This is a genomic window from Aromatoleum anaerobium, assembly GCF_012910705.2.
Lineage (GTDB): Bacteria > Pseudomonadota > Gammaproteobacteria > Burkholderiales > Rhodocyclaceae > Aromatoleum > Aromatoleum anaerobium.
The window spans coordinates 600,406-620,523 of sequence record NZ_WTVG02000039.1 but is presented as its reverse complement, the minus strand read 5'-3'; the positions used below and the strand labels follow the sequence as shown (position 1 = coordinate 620,523).

Sequence of the window (20,118 nt, the reverse complement as noted above, 5' to 3'; positions counted from 1 at the left end):
TCAGGCCAGCCGGACTCGGACCGTTCATCCTCGGACGCGCGACATACCTGTCTGGAAGAGGTAGAATGCATGAAATCTCAATGAGAAGTTAGTCATGCCTGCTTCTACCGCTTCACGTTCGACTCTGTCCCTGCACGGTGCTGCTGCTCACCTTGCGGATGAACTGCAAGCTGGCCGCGTCTATCGGCGGGAGGATCTCGTACGTCTGTCCACCGCCGTGGACCGGCACCTGCGTGAACTGGTGTCCACGGGAAAGCTGAAAAAGCTTGCTCAAGGGCTGTACCACGCGCCGAAGCAGTCAAGCTTCGGTCCGCTGCCGCCGGCGGATGAGCAAGTGGTGGGAAGCTTCCTGCGCGACAAAGACTTCCTGGTGTTCTCCCCCTCGGCCTACAACTCCGTGGGACTGGGGACGACCCAGCTCTACAACAAAACACTGGTCTACAACCACAAGCGCCACGGCGTCTTCCGGCTCGGCAACCGGCAGTTCGATTTCCGTATGAAGCCACGCTTCCCCAAGAAGCTGACGCCTGAGTTCCTTTACGTCGACCTGCTGAACAATCTCGATGAACTGGCCGAGGACCGTGATGCGGTATTGCGCCAGGCGCGCAACAGGTTGTCTTCGTTCGATCCAGCCCGTCTGCAACGCGCGGCCGACAGCTTTGGCAGTGTGGCGACGCGCAAACGGCTCCGGGAGTGGGCTGGTGGCTGACTTCCTGCACGAGCGGCGTGACTTCGACCAATTGCTCGCGTTGGTCGCCGACGAGTGCGGACTCGATCCTATGTTGGTCGAGAAGGACTACTGGATCATGCATTGTCTGTGGGGCCTGCAGGCCCAAGGCTTCCAGTACGAGTTGAAGGGCGGCACGTCGTTGTCTAAAGGCTTCGGCGTCATCCATCGCTTCTCCGAGGACATCGATATCCGCATCGAACCGCCCGACGGCATGGATGTGAAGGTCGGCCGCAACCAGGACAAGCCGGCCCATGTCGCATCACGGTGTGCTTACTACGATGAACTCGCCGCACGCATCCGCATTCCCGGCATCGACCGCGTCGAGCGGGACACCCGGTTCGATGACGACAAGATGCGCAGCGCAGGCATTCGCCTTATCTACACCCCGCGCGCGGCCGCCCTGTCGGGAGTCAAGGACGGCATCCTGCTGGAGTTGGGATTCGATGACACGGCGCCCAACCGACCAGTCACCATCTCTTCATGGGCCTTGGGCGTCGCCAGCGACCGAGGCGTCGAGGTGTTCGACAACCGCGCAGTGGCGATCCCGTGCTACGCGCCGACGCACACCTTCGTCGAGAAGCTACAGACCATTTCCACCAAGTATCGCCGGCTCGGCGAGGCCCAGGAATTCCCAGCCAATTTCCTGCGCCACTACTACGACGTGTACTGCCTCCTCAGCTTGGAGGAAGTGCAAGCGTTCATGCGGGACCCGGCCTATCAGGACCGCAAAGTGCAGCGCTTTCGCAGCGGAGATGAACTGGTGATTGCTAAGAACCCTGCCTTCATCCTCGCCGACCCAGTGGAACGCGAACGCTTCGCGCATGAATACCGCAAGACAGAGGCGTTGTACTACCAGGGGCAGCCGGATTTCGGTGCGTTGATGGCCCGGATTCACCAATACATCGACGCCATGTGAGGGATCGGCATCACACGCCATCCATCGGATCTGAGAAGAGTGCGAGGCGGCCCGGTTGAAGAAATGGAGGACAGCGACTGATAGGCAATGGCCTAGTGAATGGTTCTGCGACGGCAGCTTTGCCCAAGATGTTTGGAATGCGTATTCCGTTTGATTTACCCGCCATATGGGTTTCGGCTGACTAACCAAGCCTTTGTGCTTGTCGACACAGGTCGAGGGCGGAGGTGTCGCCAATGTCGCCAAGTGGATCCGCTCTCCGTTGAACAAGTCATGGATTTGGTAGCTCGCCGAAACGCAATACTGGCGTAAAATTTGACCTTGTCAGGCATGCGTTCCGGTCTATGTCGGGTTGTTCCTATCGACAGCCCTGCAATCCGTCGCAGTGATGGCTTTCCAGGGTGTGTTCCGCGTCATCTCCTAGCGGCTGAGGTAAACGTCGTGACTCTCTGGGGTCAGCGGATCGCCTTGTCGGCACGGCCGAGCACCCCTGTCAGTGGGAGCGCCTGGGACGGAGTGGAGCCTCCTGGGACTTGTCTGTAGGCAGCGCGTTCAAGGCGAGGGAAATCGACGGTATCGGCAACGGTATCAAGCAGATTGGCCCCGCGGAAAGTGGCGTAAACACTAAGGATCGAGGCTGCTATTGACAATCGAGTGGGAGTGATTCTGCATCCTCCACCTGCTATCGAGGACTATCGCAAAAAGCCAAAATCCCATTGATTTAAGAGGGTTTTACCCTTAACTGCTATCGATGGCAATCAGTGACAGCCGACTCAATTTGACGGTATTTTTGACGGTATAGTTGGAAAGGGCCGCGAGCGAGGGCCGCGTTTACCGTCAGCGGTAATCGGCCCTCTGTAACCGGTAACTGCGCAGCGTTCTTGCCTACGGCCGAGGGCTATGCAAGGGCGATCGCAGCGGATTGCCGGCGAAGAGTTGCTTCCACAGTCGCGGCGTGAGTTCGTGGACGCGGCTGGCCGGATGCTGGCTGACGCGCTGCAGCACATCGACCAGATAGTCATAGGGGTCGATGTCGTGGAGTCGGCAGGTGACGATCAGGCTCTGCATGATGCCGACCTGCCGGGCGCCGAGTTCGGTCCAGCAGAACAACCAGTTGCGGCGCCCCATCGGAATGGCCCGCAGCGCACGTTCCAGAGGGTTCGTGTCGATCGGGACGTCCGGGTCGGTGAGGTAGACCTCGAGTCCGAATCGCCGCTCGCGCGCGTAGGCGAGCGCCTTTGTCATGGGATTGCTCGGCAACAGGCCCTGTGCCTCGAATTGCTGGCTCACCCAGGCGAAGAACCGTTCGACGATCGGCTTGGCATGCATCAATCGATAGTCGAGCTTTTTCGCGGCACTGAGCTTCTTTTCGCGGATGTGCGCTTCGACCGCGTAGAGGCCACCGATGAACTCCAGTGCCTGCGCCGCGACTTGCGGCGCGGCGTCCTTCGCCTCGAACAGGTGGCGCCGCGTGTGCGCCCAGCATTGCGCGTGGGTTAGTCCGGTCTTCTTCGTGTAGTGCTCATAGGCGGTGTACCCGTCGCTGAGCAGCACGCCGCGCTCGACCGGCGTCAGGCCGAGCGCCTGCTCGACATGTTCGATCCGGCGACTCTCGAAGAACGGGAAGCAGACTTCGTCCAGCTCGCCATAGACCGGCCAGAAGTAGGCGGCCTTGAGCTTGCCCGGCCCGGCGCGCCCGGCCTTGATCGGCGTCTCGTCCATCGCCTTGACGCGTGAGGCGCGAATCGAGCCGAACTGGGCCTCAAAGATCGGTTCGATCAGGGCAATCGCGTGTTGGCCGAGCTGCGTCAGCCACGGCCGGCTGACGGTGATGCCGGTGTCGCCCAGGCGCTGGTGCTGGCGGTAGAACGGCAGGTGGTAGGCAAACTTGTCGATCAGCATGCCGGCGATGAAGCTCACGTCAGCGCGACTGCCCTCGATGACACCGCGGGGCGCGGCCGGGCAGGAAATGACCTGGGTGTCGCGGCGCTTGATCACCGGGCGCACGTATTTGAGGATCACGTAGCTGCCCGGGCGCTGCGCGAGGCGGAAACTCGTCTTCTCGCCGATCACTTCGTACTGGTCGGCGGTGAGCCCCTCGGCGTCCGGGTTGGGCACCGCAATCGTCTCGACCGGCACCCGCGCCTCGTCGAAGAACGGCGCCGATTCGTCGCCCGCGGCATAATCGGTGGTGCGGGCCCGGCGGGTGTGGGCGGCAATGTCCTGGGCGGGAGGCGGCGGCGGCGAGGAGTCGGGCACCGGCAGCTCGCCCAGGTTCATCTGATGCGGGTGGGCGTCCACGAGGCGCTTCTCGCTCTTCTGGCCGAAGAGCTGCCGCCGGAACCAGTCGAGCTGGTGTTTCATCGCCTCGACTTCGAGCTTCATCGCATCGAACCGGCACCCCAACGCCAGGCGTTCGCGCGCCAGATCGACGACCTGCTCGGCCGTCCAGCGGGCGGCTTCTTCTCGGGTCGGCAGGTGCGTCAGGGGCGTCGCGGGCATGCCGTCATTCTAGCAAGAAAGCCAGTATCCATGCGGGTTTGCGCTCATTTCGCCGGCAGCGCGAAGCGCTTTCTGACGCGCGCCGGCTCGATGCCTTCGAGCAGCAGCTTCAGCCCCGTCCAGTCCATCTCGCGGGTGGCCACCCGCGACCAATCCGACACGAAACGACCCGACTCGAGCCGCTTGGCCCAGATGCAAAAGCCGCTGCGATCCCAGTACAGGACCTTCATCTGCGTCGCCCGCCGGTTGATGAACACGAACAGATGCCCCGACAGCGGATCCTGGCCCACGCCGTGGCGGGCGAGCGCATACAACCCGTCGAAGGACTTGCGCATATCGACCGGGCGACCGTACAGATGCACCCGCACCGCGCCTTCGGGAAAGAACATCAGCCGCGCACCAGGTGCAGCACCACGCCGCCCCCCAGATCGAGTTTGAGCTCGAGGCGCGAGGCGCTGCCCGAACCGAGCACCCCCAGATCGACGAACGCCGCTTGCCGCGCCGGCGTTCGAGCGTCTGCTGCACCGCTCACCGGCGCGACGAGTGCCCGCCAGCGCTGAAAGCTCGAGACGCTGATCGACTCGCGCGCGCAGAATGTCGTGACGCTCAGCCCACTCGAACCGTGCCGGGCGAACACCTCCCGCCACTCCTCTCGGCTGCGCCGGCGCCACTTGCGCTTGATTGCTCCTGCCATGAACACCGCCTCCGTTGTTAAACCTGGAGGCGATTGTCCACGCCGATCATGTGGCCGGGAACAACGCCGGGCAGTTACCGCTTACGGCCCTCTGACGGTAAACTGCGGTTGAATGCCTGTCGTGGAGCTGGTTTACCGTCTATCTTTGGATGGGTGCCCACTTGACGGTAAACCGATCAGAGGTGGCCGGCAATGCTCACAGACGTCAAGCTGAAGAGCCTGAAGCCAGCTGAGAAGGCGTACAAAGTGGCCGACCGCGACGCCATGTACGTCGTGGTAGCGCCGACCGGAGGTATCGCCTTTCGGCTCGACTACCGCATCAACGGTCGCCGCGAGACCTTGACCCTTGGGCGCTATGGGCCTGAAGGAATGTCCCTAGCAGCCTGTCGGACTTGAGTCCCGCTGACGCTGTATCCGCGGGGCTGATTTCACAATACGGGAAACGGTGAGCGTTTCGGGCCGAATTCGGCGCGTTTCTGCCCGAAACCGCAATGCTCCCGTCCTATTTCCTTACTGCGGACGCAGTACGGCCATGCGCTTCAAGTTCCACGCGAGGCACACCAAGGTCCATTCGTTGCGTACATTGTCGAGCCCGCGCAGCAGGAACTGGCGAAATCCCATCACCGATTTGATGATGCCGAACACCGGTTCCACGGTCTGTTTCCTGAGCGCGTAAGCCGCGCGACCCGCCTTGGTCTTGAGGGCGTGGCGCATCTGCTCGACGTGGCTCGCCGGCCCGTCAAGCGGCACGGGTTCTTCGAAGCGGCTGCGCCAATCCGGATGGTGTTCGTCGCGTCCGACTGCGATCAGCGCTTTAATCTGAAGTTCCTTATTCCACTTACATTTTCCCCGCTGCAAGCGCTTGTTTTTTCATAGCGACAGGGCTATTTATTGGCGCTATCGCGCCTCGAAATGTAGTCACTAAAAATTATTGACTTGGTGTGTTCATGGCCTATAAAGAGGACATGAGCACGCGCCAAGGCCCCGTCCATGTAGCCACCACCCGCCGCACCTACCGCGGCAAGACCTACTGCACCCATCTGCTGCGCCGCACCTACCGCGAGGACGGCAAGGTGAAGAACGAGACGGTGGGCAACCTGTCGCACCTGCCCGAGCCGGTGATCGAGCTGATCCGGCGGGCGCTGCGCGGTGAGGCGCTGGTCAATCCGGCCGACGGGTTCGAGATCGTCGCCTCGCGCGCGCATGGCGATGCGGCGGCGGTGCTGGCGGCGATCCGGCGGTTGGGGCTGCGCGAGTTGTTCGGCGCGCGGCGCAGCCGCGAGGCCGACCTGGTGATCGGCATGATCGCCGCGCGGGTGCTCGCGCCGCACACGAAGCTGGCGACGACGCGGTGGTGGCAAACGCGCACGCTGGCCGCGGACCTGGGGGTGGCGGACGCGACCGAGGACGAACTGTACGCGGCGATGGACTGGCTGCTCGCGCGCCAGGGGGCGATCGAGAAGAAGCTCGCCGCCCGTCACCTCGAGCACGGGGCGCTGGCCTTGTACGACCTGTCCTCGAGCTATTTCGAGGGCAGCCACTGTCCGCTGGCCAAGATCGGCTACAGCCGCGACGGCAAGCGCAACAAGCCGCAGGTCAATTACGGGCTGCTCACCGATCGGCGCGGCTGCCCGGTGGCGGTCTCGGTGTATCCGGGCAACGTGGGCGACGCGAAGACGCTCATGCCGCAGGTCATGAAGCTCAGGACGGAGTTTGGCCTCGACGAGGTGGTGCTGGTCGGCGATCGGGGCATGATCGGGCAGGCCCACATCGACACCTTGCGCGAGACGGCGGGCTTGAGCTGGATCACCGCGCTCAAGAGCGGGCAGATCCGCAGCCTGGTGAGCCCTGAGGCGCTGCAACTGGATCTCTTCGACGAGCGCAACCTGTTCGAACTCACTCACCCCGACTACCCGGGCGAACGCCTCATCGCCTGCCGCAATCCGGCGCTGGCCGAACTGCGCGCGCACAAGCGCGCAGCCCTCCTCGCGGCCACCGAAGCCGAGCTGGCCAAGGTGCAGGCGATGGTCGAGCACGGCCGCCTCGCCGGCGCGGCGAAGATCGGCGTGCGCATCGGGCGCGTGCTCAACAAGTACAAGGTGGCCAAGCACTTCGTGCTGGCGATCGAGGACGCGCACTTCACCTGGCAGCGCAACGCGGCCGCGATCGAGGCGGAAGCGGCGCTCGACGGCCTGTACGTGATCCGCACCGCGGTCCCCGCCGAGACGATGGCGGCGCCCCAGGTCGTGCGCCACTACAAGGGGCTGGCCGAAGTCGAACGGGCATTCCGTTCGCTGAAGACGGTGGACCTGAAGATCCGCCCGATCCACCACCGGCTCGAAACCCGGGTGCGCGCCCACATCCTGCTGTGCATGCTCGCCTACTATGTCGAGTGGCACCTGCGCGAGGCCTGGCGCGAACTGCTCTTTGCCGACGAGGATCAGGCCGCCAAACTCGCGCGCGATCCGGTCGCGCCGGCCCGCCGTTCGCCGGCCGCCGAGCACAAGGTGCGTCGCCGCACGCTCGAGGACGGCACACCGGTGCATAGCCTGCGCACGCTCCTCGACGAGCTGGCGACCCAGGTGCGCAACACCTGCCGCACCGTCGGCGCCGCCGAGCGGCCCGCCTTCGAGCTTACTACGCTCGCCTCCCCCACCCAGCGCCGCGCCATGGAGCTTGTCGAAGCGCTCTCGCCGTAGACAGAACCTCAACCCCGCCATGACGCTGAAGCCCGTGTCGTTACAGGGAAAGTGCGGGGTTGCGGGGGAGGAACTTCAGTTTAATCCCGGCCTGATGGCAGCATTCAAGGCGGAGTACCGAGTCACGGCGGGGGCTGACGCCACGGTCGAACCCGCGGTCGCGACCCAGCTGCGCGATCTCGGCTCGCTGGTCGACGACGGCGTCGACACCATGACGCTGCATACCAAAGAGGGCTTTCGGATGTTCATGGGCCGCCGACGCGACCCGGCCGGGCACTACAACGACGCGATTCCCGGCGGCAAGCGGGTGGCCTCGAGCCTGAAAGCGCTGTGGGCGCTCACACGTAACAACAACCCATACGCGGACTGGGCGCTCCTTCGCGCCGATCACCGCATCCCGGAGCTCAGGCGCGCGCTCGACCGCCAGGCACAGCTGTTCAGCGCTGAGCTCAAGAAGCGCGCTGACAAGGGACTCAGTTTCGGCATCCTCAAGTCGCGCGAGCCGAAGGTTCTGGAGCTCGGCTTCCGCAGCCCTTACGGCTATGTCATCGCCGAGCTGATCGTGGAATTCGACTACTACGTCCGGGTAGTCAAGACTCTCGGGCGCAAGGCCTTGCCGGATCTGTTGGCCCTCAGCCGCGCCGACTTCCTGCCCGGCGCGGACGCCAATGCGCAGAAGCGCGCCGCAGCCGTCACCGGTATTTTCGGTGCTGTGCCAGCCGGCATCTACGCAGGCCACCAGATCTCACGCCACTCTCAGCGCCGCATCTCGATTTCGGATACCGAGAAGGCCATGCTCGAGCGCGTAGCCGCAGACATCGCGGCCATTGAGTCGGAGCGTGGTGGTGCCGGCGTCACCCGCTGCCGTGTATCCCTGACGTCCAAGGAGAGCATCATGCCGAATGTATTTCGCGGGAAGGGAAATCTCGCCGATACGCCCATTCTCAAGCACGTCGCAGTCAACGGCGCGGACGAGGTGGTTGCCGAGATGCGCGTGTTTTTCGACGACTACGCCTACGACCAGGCCAATGACGAGTACCAGCAGGTCGGTGGCTTCTGGATGAGCGTGTCGCTCTGGGGTCAGCGCGGCGAGGACGCTGCACGCTTGCTGCGTCGGGGCGCGCGGGTACAGGTCGAAGGTGTCCTCAAGCAGTTCCTGTACTTGCCCGACGGCGCTTCCGACAAGGTGCCTGGCTTCCAGGTCACTGCCGACGACGTCACGCTGTGCCTCGGCCGGGTCGCGGGGGTCGAGTACAAGCCCAAGCGCGAGCTCGCGGAATCACACACTTCAGGACACTACCGTTTTTGACCTTTGGTGTCGTGTCGAACGCGTCTTGACCGCTAACCGCACAATCCACCATAGAGTCCCTTTGCTGCGCTGCAACGGCTCGTCATGTAGTTCATTTTAGTGATGCGACTCAAAAGCGAAAGTGCAAGCATGCACCCACTAGCCTTCTGAGGAGATCGCCAGCCATTGTTCGAACAATGGCAATCACGGCCGGAATCGCGTTCCTTAATCGTCCGCGGATTCCCGGAAAGATTATCAACGATCTAAAAAAACGAATGCCGGAAGTTTCCAGGGAGGGTAGGCGGCGGTATCCCAGGGTTGCGCCATGTGGCCCGGGTTTCTGTATCACCGCCTGACAGCCGGCGCCGACCACACTCGATGCCTTCTGACTGCTTGTCCAAGCGGCCTCGTGCCGGAGCGGAGGGCGGTCCTGTAAGGGTGTTGGCCGATTCAACGTGATGGGGAAAAAATGTCTGGAAAAATGAAGCTTGGAGTTCCCGGGAGTCGAAAGGACCTTCCAGGTGCCCTTGGCCTGTCGCCATTGGTGCTGGCAATGATCGCGGCGTCGGCTGCTGCGGCACCCACGGTCAATCTCGGCCCCGATACGACGCTCGATTATTCGCTGACGCTTTCGTATACCGCATCGTCGCGGACGGAAAAGGCTGCGCGGGAATTCCTGGATGATCTGAACAATGACGACGGCACCAGAAATTTCAAGCGCGGGGCGTTGATTACCAATCGTGCCAATGCATTGGGTGAAGTGCGTTTCAAACATGACAACGTCGGCGCCTTGCTGCGCGCCAGCACTTTTTACGACTGGGCCTACCGGTCGAGCAACGACAACAATTCCCCTGACACGGTGAACAAGATCGGTCGGCACGACGAATTCACCAGCCGGACCCGCAAGCTCAGTGGTAACAACTCGCGCATCCTCGATGCGTTCGCATACGGGAACTGGGCGCTGAGCGACGAAAAATACCTTTCGGTCAAAGCGGGGCGCCATGTGCTGGCTTGGGGTGAGAGCCTGTTCTGGCCGAATATCAGTCAGGGGCAGTCGCCGCTGGATGCGACGAAATTCAACGTTCCGGGCACCGAGGCGAAGGAGGGCTATCTGCCGGTCGGGCAGTTGTCCACGTCGCTGACGCTGAATCCCTGGCTGACGCTGGCCGGCTATTACCAATACAAGTGGGAGAAGACCGAGCTCAACCCGGTCGGCGACTATTTCGGCAGCGACTACTTCGGCCCGGGGGCTCAGTTTTTCAGGCTGGCACCGGGGGTGATCAGTTCGCTGCCCGATCACACGTTCCGCGTCGCCAACTTCGCCGGCGAGATCAAGCCGAAGGATGAGGGGCAATGGGGCTTGGGCGCGCGCTTTCAGCTGAGCGACACGACGGAATTCGGCCTTTACCATTACCGTTATCACGAACGAGTCGGCGCAATCTTTTTCGACTTTACGGGCACGACGCAGTATTCGTCGTTCAGGCGTTTCGGTCGCAAGGCGTCGCCCGGCAGCGCGCCGTATTACAAGCTCGCCTATTTCGACGACGTCGAACTGACCGGACTCACTTTGAGTACGAAGATCGGTGACGCGGTGCAGATCGGTGCCGATCTGAGTTATCGCGACGGCGCACCGGTTTATCTCGATAACGGCGCGCCGACGCGCGGCCAATTGACCCAAGGCAACCTGAATTTCCTGTACATCCTCGGACCGTCGAAGCTCGCGCATCAGACCACGCTGATGGGTGAAGTCGTGCATCAGCGGATCGAAGGTGTCGACAAGCTGACGATAACCGGCGGCCTGCCCGGACAGAACGGCACCTTCGACGACTTCACGTATGACACTCAGACGAAGGGCTCGACGCTGCTCGGTATCGGCGCGCTGTTCGACTATCCGAACGTCTTCGACGGCTGGGATCTGGCAACGAAGGCCATCTGGACCCAGAACGTCGATGGCAGTTCGATGTCGGGCATGGGCAAGGATGACCGGCGCCTTACGCTCGGCGCGGATTTCAAGCGTCTCGGTAATTTCACGGTCGGCCTGACCTACGTCGCTTTCCTGGGCTCGCCGGATATCAAGAACGGCCGGACGCTGACGGATCGGGATTACGTCTCGCTCAACGTCAAGCACACGTTCTGATTCTGTTCCCCCTCAAAGAGGAATTCTCATGAAGATGAAATTTTGCGGGCTGCTGCTCTCCGTGGCGGCCGGAATCCAGATGTTCCCCGTGGTCGCGCATGCCAAGGGCGCCGCCGATGAAGTCGCCCGTTTGGGCAAGGATCTGACCTGTGTCGGCGCCGAGAAGGCCGGTAACAAGGACGGAAGCATTCCCGAATACAGCGGCAAGTGGCTGGGCGCGCCGCCCCACGTGGCGTTCAAAGGGACCGGCAACCATCCGGTCGATGCGTATCCGGACGAGAAGCCGCTGTTCGTGATCACGGCGGCGAACATGGAGCAGTACGCCGCGCGCCTGACCGACGGCCAGAAAGCGCTGTTCAAGAAGTATCCGCAGACCTTCCGCATGCCGGTCTATCCGTCGCACCGCGACTTCCGTTTGCCGGACTCCGTGTGCCAAGCCGCGAAGGAGAACGCCGCGAGCGCCGAGCTCGTCGACAACGGCGAGGGCGTGACGGGCGTCACTGGCGGCCCGTTATTCCCGTTCCCGAAGAACGGGCTCGAGCTGCTGTGGAACGCGATCATGCCGTACCGCGCGTTCACCGAGGAGCTCGTGTCGGACAACGCGTATGTGCTTGCCGACGGCGCGATCAACTGGGGGCGCGTGAGGTCGCGCAACATGTGCGCGGCGTGCGAACCGGGCGTACGGCGCAAGACCGAAGGGCAGTCGACGTATTACCTGAACGAGACGCTGCTGCCCGAGCGTGACAAGGGCGAGATCAACACCGGCTTCGAGTTTTTCAACTACGCGCAGAATCCGCGCCAGAGCTGGCGTTTCGACCCGGGCACGCGGCGCGTACGGCAGTCGCCGGGCTACGGCTACGACATGTCCTTCCCCGGCACCGGCGGCTCGATCACCGTCGACGAGGTGCGCGTGTTTAACGGTTCGCCCGAGCGCTACAACTGGAGCATCGTCGGCAAGCAGGAGGTGTACATCCCGTACAACACCTACCGCGTTCATTCGCCCAATGTTAAGTACGCGGATCTCGTCAAGCCGGGCCACGCGAATCCCGACTTTATGCGCTACGAGCTGCACCGCGTGTGGGTGCTCGAGGGCAAGCTGAAGGAGGGCTTCCGCCACCTGTATGGCAAGCGCGTCTTCTTCATCGACGAGGACTCGCTGTTCGCGATCATGGCGGACAACTATGACGCGCGCGGCGGGCTGTGGCGCACGTCGATGGTGAATCACTTCTACGCGTACGAGATGGAGAGCTTGCAGGCGGGCGCGGGCTTCTACCATGACCTCAATGCCGGCAGCTATCTCGCGTTCAACCTGATCAACGAGCAACCGTCTGCCTACAAGCTCAACGAGGGCAAGGTGACGCCGCAGATGTTCGGGCCGGAAGCCGCGCGGCGTATGGGTCTTTGATGCCGCAAACCCTCCGCGGGCGGCATCGGGAATGAAGCACCCCGGTTCCACCCGCGGGCGGCGCTGCGTTATTTTTGCGGCAGGCTGCCTGCCGCAGCGACGATAAGGATCAGCCCATGATAGTTGCGGCATCTCCATTCGATCCACTGACGCTGGGGCCGCTTCGGCTCCGCAACCGTTTTATCCGTTCCGGTGCCAACGAAGGCATGGTCGTCGATGGGGCGCCGAGCAAGGCGCTCGTGAAACATCACCGCGACATGGCCGCTGGCGGCATCGGTATGACGATCGTGGCCTATGGCGCGGTCAGCGAAGTCGGCCGCACGCTGCCGAACCAGGTCTGGCTGCGGCCGCAGATCCTGCCGGACCTGAAGGCGCTGGCCGACGCCGTCCATGCGGAAGGTGCGGCGGTCTGCTACCAGATCACGCACGGCGGGTCTTTCGTTACTTCGGTCAAGGTCGACGGGCCGACGATGAGCGCTTCCTCCGGCTTCAACAAGGCCGGGATGCTGCGTGGGAATGTGTTCCAGCGCGCGATGACGGCGGCCGACATGGAGCTCGTCACGCAGCAATTCGTCGACGCCGCGCGACTGTGCCGGCAGGCCGGCTTCGATGCGGTCGAGCTCCACATGGGCCACGGCTATCTGCTCAACCAGTTCATTTCACCGCTGTCGAACCGGCGGCGCGACGCGTTCGGCGGCAGCGCCGAGAACCGCGTGCGTTTTCCTGCAGCGCTGCTTGCGCGAGTCAAGGCTGCGGTCGGCAAGGACATGGCAGTGCTTGCGAAGATCAATGTTGCCGATGGCGTCAAGGGCGGCGCGACCGTCGAGGACGCGATCGTCACGGCCCGCGCGCTGCAGGCGGCGGGCGCCGACCTGCTGGTGTTGTCGGGCGGGCGCAACGTCGAGTCCGGGTGGTTCATGTTCGGCAGCAACCACAACCTGGACGAGATGAAGAAGGTGCTCGCCGGGAGCTGGGTCACGAACCTGATGCTGAAGCTGTCGCAGCTCAATGCGCCGAAGGTCACGTTCCGCGAGATGTATTTCCTGGAGTATTCGCGCCGCATCCGCGCGGCGGTGACGGTGCCGCTCGGCTACCTCGGTGGTGCGAAGTCGCTCGCGAACGCCGAGGCGGCGGTGCGCGAAGGCTTCGAGGCGGTCGTCATGGCGCGCGCGCTGATCCACGATCCGGCGCTGGTCAACAAGTTCCGCGACGGCAGCGCGACGCAGTCCGGTTGTACCAGCTGCAACCGCTGCGTGCCCTATATTTATCACCCGGCGGGCACCTGGTGCGTGATGAATCCGCCGAATGACCCACAACCCAACAAAGTCCGGGCGGCCGGCTGAATTCCTGCCGTGCAACACCGGTCCGCAATCACCCCAACAGGAGTTCCACTATGCAGAAACAGTTTTCGCCGTCGCGGCCGTGCCGCGTCGAGGACGTGCCTCACTGGGATAGCGAGACCGATGTCGTGATCGTCGGCTTCGGCGCGGCAGGCAGCTGCGCCGCGATCGAGGCGCGACGGGCGGGCGCGGAGGTGACGATTTTCGAGGTCGCCGCGGCGGCCGGCGGCAGTGCCGCGCTGTCGGGCGGTGAAGTCTACGTGGGCGGCAGCGGCGGTACCTCGGCGCAGCGTGCCGCGGGCTTCGAGGATTCGACCGAGGATCTGTTCAAGTACCTGATGATGGCCGGCGGACCCGGTGCCGACGAGGCGCGGGTGCGCGTCTATGCCGAGAATGCGGAGGCGCATTTCCGCTGGCTGCAGGAGCAGGGGGTGCCGTACAAGGGCAGCTATCTGCCGGGCAAGTGGCTGGAACCGCTGACCGACGACACGCTGGTGTGGTCCGGCTCCGAGCAGGCATGGCCGTTTTCCGCCGCGGCGAAGCCCGCGCCGCGCGGCCACACCGCACAGCACGACGGCTGGAGTGCGGGGAAGGTGCTGATGGAGAAGCTGTGCGGGCGGGCCGAGGCGCTCGGGGCGGCGGTGCATTACAGCAGCCGGGCGCTGACGCTGATCGTCGGCAAGGGCAACGAGGTCGTTGGCCTGGTCGTGCGCATCGACGGCGAGCCACGCTACGTGCGCGCCCGGCGCGGCGTGGTGCTCGCGGCCGGTGGCTTCATCGCCAACCGCGACATGGTCGCGCGCTACGCGCCGGGCGCGCTCACCTGCGACACCCAGGTGTCGGCCGGCAACGACGACGGTTCGGGCATCCGCATGGGCATCAGCGTCGGCGGGGCGGCGATCCACATGGACCAGTTCTTTGCGACCGTGCCGTATTTCCCGCCCGAATCGCTGGTGAAGGGGATTTTCGTCAACCAATCCGGCAGCCGTTTCATCAACGAGGATGCCTACCACGGCCGCATCGCCCATTACGTGCTGCGCCAGCCCGGCGGGCATGCCTGGCTGCTGGTCGACGAGGGCATCTTCGGACGCCCGATGATCCACCGCGACATGACAATCGCAGCCGTCGGCGAGAGCTGGGACGAGGTGGAACAGGAATTGGGGATGCCCGAAGGGGCGCTGGTGCATACGGTCGAGGAGTTCAATCGCCTGGCCCTGGAAGGGCGCGATCCGTATTTCCACAAATCGGCCGACTGGCTGCGCCCGCTAACCAAGCCGCCGTTTGCCGCGTTAAGTTACTGCAAGGGCGATCTGCCGTCGCATGCCTTCACGCTGGGCGGACTCGCGACCCGGACCGAGGGCGAAGTGCTGAATGCCGATGGCGAGGTCATTCCGGGGCTGTATGCGGCGGGCCGTTGCGCCTGCGGCCTGCCGCGCTGGGGTGAGGGTTACAGTTCCGGCATGTCCCTCGGCGACTCTACGTTCTTTGGTCGGATGGCAGGGCGTCGCGCGGCGGGGCGCTGACGGATTCGGCGCTGCTGCGGGCCGGCCCCCTTTCGAGGCGCAGGCTCAGCAGCAGCGCGACGCTGATCAGGCCGCCGAGCAGGTAGCCGACATTCGACAGCGCGGCGGCCAGCGCGTCGGGGTTCCCCTGCCGGGTGTGGATGGCCAGCGAGGTGCTGAACACAGCAAGCGACAGGGATGATCCGGTCGGCGCGCCGAGGTCGCGCAGCATGCTGAACAGTCCGGTGCCGGCACCCATCTTGTCGCACGGCACGGCCCCGATCGCGAGCTTCATCACCGCCGGCGAGTTGCTGCCCATCATCAGTCCGAGCAGGCAGACGGTCGCGACGATGAACCAGAGCGGGGTGTCAACGCGGATGCCGAGCAGCAGCGCGAGCCCGAGCAGGGTGCCGGTGAGCGAGAAAATCGTTACCGTGCGCGGTGCGAGGCGGTCGATCAGGCGGCCGGCGAGCGGGGCGCTGAGCATGCTGCTGCCGTACAGGAACAGCGCGACGAAGCCGAACTGCGAGGCGCTGCCGCCGGGTCGGCCGTTGATGAAGAAGGCCAGCGCATAAACAATGCCGCTGAAGGACACCAGGTGCAGCCAGTAGATTGCACTGGGGAGCGCGAACGCGCGGTGGCGCAGGATGGCGATGTCCACGACCGGCGCGGCGGCACGCTGACCGGTGCGCCACAGCATCGCGAGGCCGAGGATGCCGGTCGCGGCGATGACGGCGGTGTAGGGCGAGCTGGCGCCGAAGTTGCCGACCCAGGTCGGTAGCGACAGCAGCGCGCCGATCGTCGCGAACAGGCACAGCGCGCCTTTCAGGTCGAAGCGGGCCGGGGACTGGGTGCTGCGCAGATCGGGCACCAGCATCATCACCGGCAGGATGCCGACGAAGGCGAGCGCGCCGCTGATCCAGTAGACGCTGGGCCAGCCGAAACGGTCGATCAGCAGACCCCCGAGCAGACCGCCGCTGGCCGCGCCGAGCGTCATCGTCATCGCGAAGATGCCGAGTGCCATGCCGCGCCGCTGTTCGGGAAACAGGTGGCCGATGTAGGCGAACACGCCCGGCAGGATGCAGGCGACGCTGAGCCCCTGCAGGAAACGCGCGGCGAGGAAGATGGGGAAGTTCGCGGCGCTTGCGGCAGCGATTTCCGACAGCGCGAAGCCGAGCAGGCCGACGAGGAGCACGCGCTTGCGCCCGATCTGGTCGCCGAGGCGGCCCATGATTGGCGCGAACACCGTGACCCCGAGCGAATACATCAGCAGGATCAGCGCCGCGAGATTGATCGGGATGCCAAAATGCTTCGTCAGGCTCGGCAACGCCGGGGCCTGGAAGGCTGCGGCTTCGATCGTGACGAAAGTGCCGAACAGCAGGGCGAGATAAATCTTCCACGCCGTACGTGAGTCCATGGAGTCTCCCGGCAATGTATGGAATGCGGAAAAGGGAATGCGGCAGGGAGTGCGGCGCCCCCGAGGGGCGGCCGTATCGGCGCGCCGTTCAGGCGGCGAACGCGGGGTAATCCGTGTAGCCGCGCGGACCGGGTGTGTACAGCGTGTTCTGGTCGAACTCCGCGAGCGGCGCGCCTTCGCGGAAGCGACTGACGAGATCGGGGTTGCCGATAAAGTAGCGTCCGAACGACACGGCGTCACCAAGGCCTTCAGCGACCACGCGTTGCGCGCTGGCGAGCTTGAAGCTGTCGTTGGCGATGATCGGACCGCGGAAATTGCGCTTCGCCAGCGCCAGCGCGTCGAGTTCGCGTAGCGGCGAACGCATCACGTGCAGATAGGCAATTCCCAGGGGGTCGATTGCCTGCAGCAGCCCGGTGTAGGTCGTCACCGGGTCATCGTCCTGGACGTCGTTGAACGGGTTCGCGGGGCAGATGCGCAGGCCAACTCGACCGGCCCCGCCCGCGGCGACCATCGCTTCGAGCGCTTCGACGACGAAGCGCAGCCGCTTTGTCGGGGAGCCGCCGTAGGCATCGTCGCGCCGGTTGGTGTTGGCGGCGAGGAACTGCATCGGCAGGTAGCCGCTGGTGCAGTGCAGTTCGACGCCGTCGAAGCCGGCGGCGAGCGCGTTCTCCGTGGCCCGCCAGTATTCCCTGAGGATGCCGGGAATCTCGTCGGTGCGGAGCGCGCGCGGCACGTCGTGCGGCACCATGCCGGCGGCGTCGGTGAAGATCCTGCCGGCCGCCTGGATCGCCGACGGTGCGACGGTTTCGGTACCGGGGGCCTTGTTGAGTTGGCTCGCGATGCGCCCGACGTGCATGATCTGCAGCGTGATGCAGCCGCCTTCGCGATGCACCGCATCGGTGACCTTGCGCCAGCCGGCGATCTGTTCCGCGCTGTGGATGCCCGGGGTGCGGCAGTAACCCTTGCCATTGGCGCTGGGCTGCGTGCCTTCGGCGACGATCAAGCCGGCGCTGGCGCGCTGGCGGTAGTACTCGACCATCAGCTCGGTCGGCACGTCGCCGTCACCGGCGCGGCTGCGCGTCATCGGTGCCATGACGATACGGTTGGCGAGCTTCAGGTCACCGAGCGTGACCGGGTCAAAAAGGTCTTTCATCGTCGCTCCTCGTTCAGCGGACACGGATCTTCGGCGCGGGAGTGCCGCGCCGCATGGTTTCGAGGAACTTCTCCAGCGGCGCCGGCGGCGCCACTTCGGGCAGCGAGTCCTTGTCGGGACGGTTGGCCCAGAACTCCTTCCACGACGGGAACAGGTCGTGGAAAGTGCCTTCGTAGGGCTGGCGCCCCGGCCAGCGCATCTTCATGTCGCCGATCGGCGGCTTGTTGAGGTCGGTCGCGTACCAGTAGCACGGCAGGCGGCGGCGAAAATGCCAGCGCCCGTCGATGCGCTCGTAGTCGTCCCAGTACAGCATCTGCATGATCACCCACTCGGCGCCGCATTCATGCTCGTTCTTCGAGTAGACAACGCCGGTAGCGTGGTCGCGATCGATGAACTCGATGAGGTGCTGGCCGAGGTGGTGCGAGGTGCCGGTGAACTGGTCGCGCAGCGTGTCGTCCTGCCACGCCTTGAAGTGCGCGCGACCGACGCGCTCGCGACCGACGCGCTCGCGACCGACGCGGATGTCGGGCGCGAACAGGTTGACGTGCGCATCCATGTCGCGCATGTCAAGCGACAGCGAGTATTTCGCCACCAGCTGGCGGATTTCCTCGATCGATTCGAGCCGGTCGAGGCGCTCTTCGAGCGTCGGTGTCGGTATGCTCATCGGGCAGGCCTTATTCAAGCGCGGTGACGAGTACCGCAGAGCGGCCGCCATCGACGGGCAGTGCGACGCCGGTGATGTAGGACGCATCGGGGCCGGCGAGGAACAGGATCGCCGCGGCGAGTTCGTCCGGCTGGCCGACGCGTCCCATCGGGATCAGCTTTTCGGTCGTGCGGCGCGATTTCTCGTCGGCAAGCATGCCGGCGGTTGCAGGGGTTTCGACGACGGCCGGGATCACGACGTTTACGCGGATGCCGTCAGCGGCGCCTTCGGCCGCGGCGGCACGCGAGAAGTTGATGATCGCTGCTTTCGCCGCCGAGTAGCCGGCCATCCACGGCGTGCCGAGCGTGCCGCAGATCGACGACAGATTGACGATCGCACCGCCGCGACCCTTCATCAGCTTCATCGCGGTGCGCGTACCCCAGAACGTGCCATCGACCGAGGTCGTGAAGTTCGCGCGCCAGTCTTCGGTCGAGGTGCCTTCGATCGCGCCCCAGGTGTAGGCCATCGCATTGTTAACGAGGATGTCGAGGCCGCCGTGGCGCTTCGCCGCGTCTTCGAGCGCGGCGATGAACTGCGCCTCGTTGCCGACGTCGACGACCACCGCTTCGGCCTTGCCGTCCTTCGCGACGATCGCGGCGACGACTTCATCGAGCGGTTCGCGGCGGCGCCCGCAGATCACCACCGTCGCGCCTTCCGCAGCGAACCGTTGGGCGGTCGCGGCGCCGATGCCCGAGCCGCCACCGGTGATGAAAGCCACTTTTCCGTGCAGTTTTCCTGACATGTCGCCCCCTTACTTGAAGTACGAGCCGCCGTTGGCGACGACATCCGAACCGGTGACCATTGCCGCGTCGTCCGAAGCGAGGAAGGCGACCACGCCGGCGATGTCGGAAGGCTCCGCCATGCGGCCGAGCGGAATGCCGGCAACCATCGAATTGATCCAGTCCTGCGATACGTTCTGCATGATCGGGGTATTGACCGGCCCGGGCATGACGTTGTTGACGCGGATGCCGCGCGGAGCGATCTCGCGGGCGAGGCTGCGCGTCATGCCGACCAGTGCGGCCTTCGACGCGGCGTAATGCAGCGCACCTTCACCCGAGATTGCGGCAGTGCTGGAAATGTTGATGATCGAGCCCTTGATGCCGTGCTTGATCATCATGCGGACCGCTTCGCGGGTGCAGAAGAAGGTGCCGTCGAGGTTCACCTTCATCACGCCGTGCCAGCCTTCGTCGGCCATGTCGCAAATCAGGTCGGGGAACACGGTCGGCGTCTCGCCGCGGGCCATCTGCGCGCCGCGTTCGCCCATGCGCGCGAGCAGCTTGTCGAAGCCGTCGTTCTTCGCGCTGCCGATGCCGGCGTTATTCACCAGCACGTCGACACGGCGATAGAGCCCGTCGACTTCCTCGAACAGGGCCTTCACCGCGCCGCTGTCGGCGATGTTGCAGGTGCGGGCGATGCCGGCCTTCGTGTCGTCGCTGCGACCTGCGAGTTCGAGCGTCTCGCGTGCAGCGGCTTCGTTAATGTCCGCCGCGACAACCGTGGCGCCTTCCTGCACGAAACGCTGCGCGATCGCGCGCCCCATGCCTTGACCGGCGCCGGTGACGACGACCACTTTTCCCGCAAATCTCATGCTGTCTCTCCTTTGAAGATTTGGTTTCTACCCGTCGAGCGTAGGGG

At 64.4% G+C, this 20,118-nt stretch carries 17 protein-coding genes and 1 pseudogene; 9 read left to right on the top strand and 9 right to left on the bottom strand.

The features are described from left to right. Positions 1-94 precede the first annotated feature (94 nt). Together GO606_RS15135 and GO606_RS15130 are read left to right on the top strand one after the other, a co-directional pair. Complete coding sequence (locus tag GO606_RS15135) at positions 95-709, top strand: hypothetical protein (protein ID WP_169120596.1); 615 nt, start codon at positions 95-97, stop codon at positions 707-709. Then, complete coding sequence (locus GO606_RS15130; RefSeq protein ID WP_169120598.1) at positions 702-1,646, top strand: nucleotidyl transferase AbiEii/AbiGii toxin family protein; 945 nt, start codon at positions 702-704, stop codon at positions 1,644-1,646. Before GO606_RS15135 ends, GO606_RS15130 begins: the two co-directional genes overlap by 8 nt. Before the next feature lie 882 nt (positions 1,647-2,528). Here GO606_RS15130 and tnpC read toward each other — a convergent pair. Genes tnpC through tnpA form a run of 3 tightly spaced genes read right to left on the bottom strand, consistent with a single transcriptional unit; the run spans position 2,529 to position 4,839 of the window. Further along, positions 2,529-4,145 carry an IS66 family transposase gene (tnpC, locus tag GO606_RS15125; RefSeq protein WP_246979221.1) on the bottom strand — a complete coding sequence of 539 codons (1,617 nt, stop codon included), beginning with the start codon at positions 4,143-4,145 and terminating at the stop codon, positions 2,529-2,531. Positions 4,146-4,189: 44 nt separating this feature from the next. Continuing rightward, positions 4,190-4,534: an IS66 family insertion sequence element accessory protein TnpB gene (tnpB, locus tag GO606_RS15120; RefSeq protein ID WP_169120859.1), complete on the bottom strand. Its 345-nt coding sequence runs from the start codon at positions 4,532-4,534 to the stop codon at positions 4,190-4,192. Further along, positions 4,534-4,839, bottom strand: a complete 306-nt coding sequence (gene tnpA / locus GO606_RS15115; protein WP_169120857.1) for an IS66 family insertion sequence element accessory protein TnpA — start codon at positions 4,837-4,839, stop codon at positions 4,534-4,536. The genes tnpB and tnpA overlap by 1 nt, the downstream gene beginning before the upstream one ends. A gap of 192 nt (positions 4,840-5,031) precedes the next feature. Between tnpA and GO606_RS15110 the strand changes: the two genes are divergently transcribed. Continuing rightward, a complete protein-coding gene (locus GO606_RS15110) occupies positions 5,032-5,235 on the top strand; it encodes an Arm DNA-binding domain-containing protein (RefSeq protein WP_169118465.1) in 204 nt (67 codons plus the stop codon). 114 nt (positions 5,236-5,349) lie between these two features. Here the strand turns inward: GO606_RS15110 and GO606_RS22175 are convergent. After that, positions 5,350-5,658, bottom strand: a pseudogene (locus GO606_RS22175) (transposase); the annotation flags it as partial. 128 nt (positions 5,659-5,786) lie between these two features. Here GO606_RS22175 and GO606_RS15100 point away from each other — a divergent pair. The 6 genes from GO606_RS15100 to GO606_RS15075 all read left to right on the top strand — a co-directional run bounded on the left by GO606_RS15100 (position 5,787) and on the right by GO606_RS15075 (position 15,231). Next, complete coding sequence (locus GO606_RS15100) at positions 5,787-7,538, top strand: IS1634 family transposase (protein WP_211166622.1); 1,752 nt, start codon at positions 5,787-5,789, stop codon at positions 7,536-7,538. Between the two features lie 19 nt (positions 7,539-7,557). Then, on the top strand, positions 7,558-8,847 hold the full coding sequence (locus GO606_RS15095) for an AcaB family transcriptional regulator (protein WP_169118466.1): 1,290 nt from the start codon (positions 7,558-7,560) through the stop codon (positions 8,845-8,847). Between the two features lie 532 nt (positions 8,848-9,379). Beyond that, positions 9,380-10,963 carry a DUF1302 domain-containing protein gene (locus GO606_RS15090; RefSeq protein ID WP_246979621.1) on the top strand — a complete coding sequence of 528 codons (1,584 nt, stop codon included), beginning with the start codon at positions 9,380-9,382 and terminating at the stop codon, positions 10,961-10,963. A gap of 28 nt (positions 10,964-10,991) precedes the next feature. After that, on the top strand, positions 10,992-12,368 hold the full coding sequence (locus GO606_RS15085; protein WP_169118468.1) for a DUF1329 domain-containing protein: 1,377 nt from the start codon (positions 10,992-10,994) through the stop codon (positions 12,366-12,368). Between the two features lie 116 nt (positions 12,369-12,484). After that, the gene (locus GO606_RS15080; protein ID WP_169118469.1) at positions 12,485-13,711 is read left to right on the top strand and encodes an NADH:flavin oxidoreductase; all 1,227 of its coding nucleotides are present in this window, start codon (positions 12,485-12,487) and stop codon (positions 13,709-13,711) included. Positions 13,712-13,761: 50 nt separating this feature from the next. After that, positions 13,762-15,231: an FAD-dependent oxidoreductase gene (locus tag GO606_RS15075; protein ID WP_169118470.1), complete on the top strand. Its 1,470-nt coding sequence runs from the start codon at positions 13,762-13,764 to the stop codon at positions 15,229-15,231. Here GO606_RS15075 and GO606_RS15070 read toward each other — a convergent pair. The 5 genes from GO606_RS15070 to GO606_RS15050 form a co-directional block, all read right to left on the bottom strand. Continuing rightward, positions 15,185-16,627, bottom strand: a complete 1,443-nt coding sequence (locus tag GO606_RS15070; RefSeq protein WP_169118471.1) for an MFS transporter — start codon at positions 16,625-16,627, stop codon at positions 15,185-15,187. The genes GO606_RS15075 and GO606_RS15070 overlap by 47 nt on opposite strands. An 88-nt stretch (positions 16,628-16,715) precedes the next feature. After that, complete coding sequence (locus GO606_RS15065) at positions 16,716-17,780, bottom strand: alkene reductase (protein ID WP_169118472.1); 1,065 nt, start codon at positions 17,778-17,780, stop codon at positions 16,716-16,718. 13 nt (positions 17,781-17,793) lie between these two features. Further along, positions 17,794-18,444 (bottom strand): nuclear transport factor 2 family protein, encoded by a 651-nt coding sequence (locus GO606_RS15060; RefSeq protein WP_169118473.1) that lies wholly within the window; start codon positions 18,442-18,444, stop codon positions 17,794-17,796. 10 nt (positions 18,445-18,454) lie between these two features. Further along, a complete protein-coding gene (locus tag GO606_RS15055; RefSeq protein ID WP_169118474.1) occupies positions 18,455-19,225 on the bottom strand; it encodes an SDR family NAD(P)-dependent oxidoreductase in 771 nt (256 codons plus the stop codon). Between the two features lie 9 nt (positions 19,226-19,234). Continuing rightward, the gene (locus tag GO606_RS15050; RefSeq protein ID WP_169118475.1) at positions 19,235-20,071 is read right to left on the bottom strand and encodes an SDR family NAD(P)-dependent oxidoreductase; all 837 of its coding nucleotides are present in this window, start codon (positions 20,069-20,071) and stop codon (positions 19,235-19,237) included. Positions 20,072-20,118 lie beyond the last annotated feature (47 nt).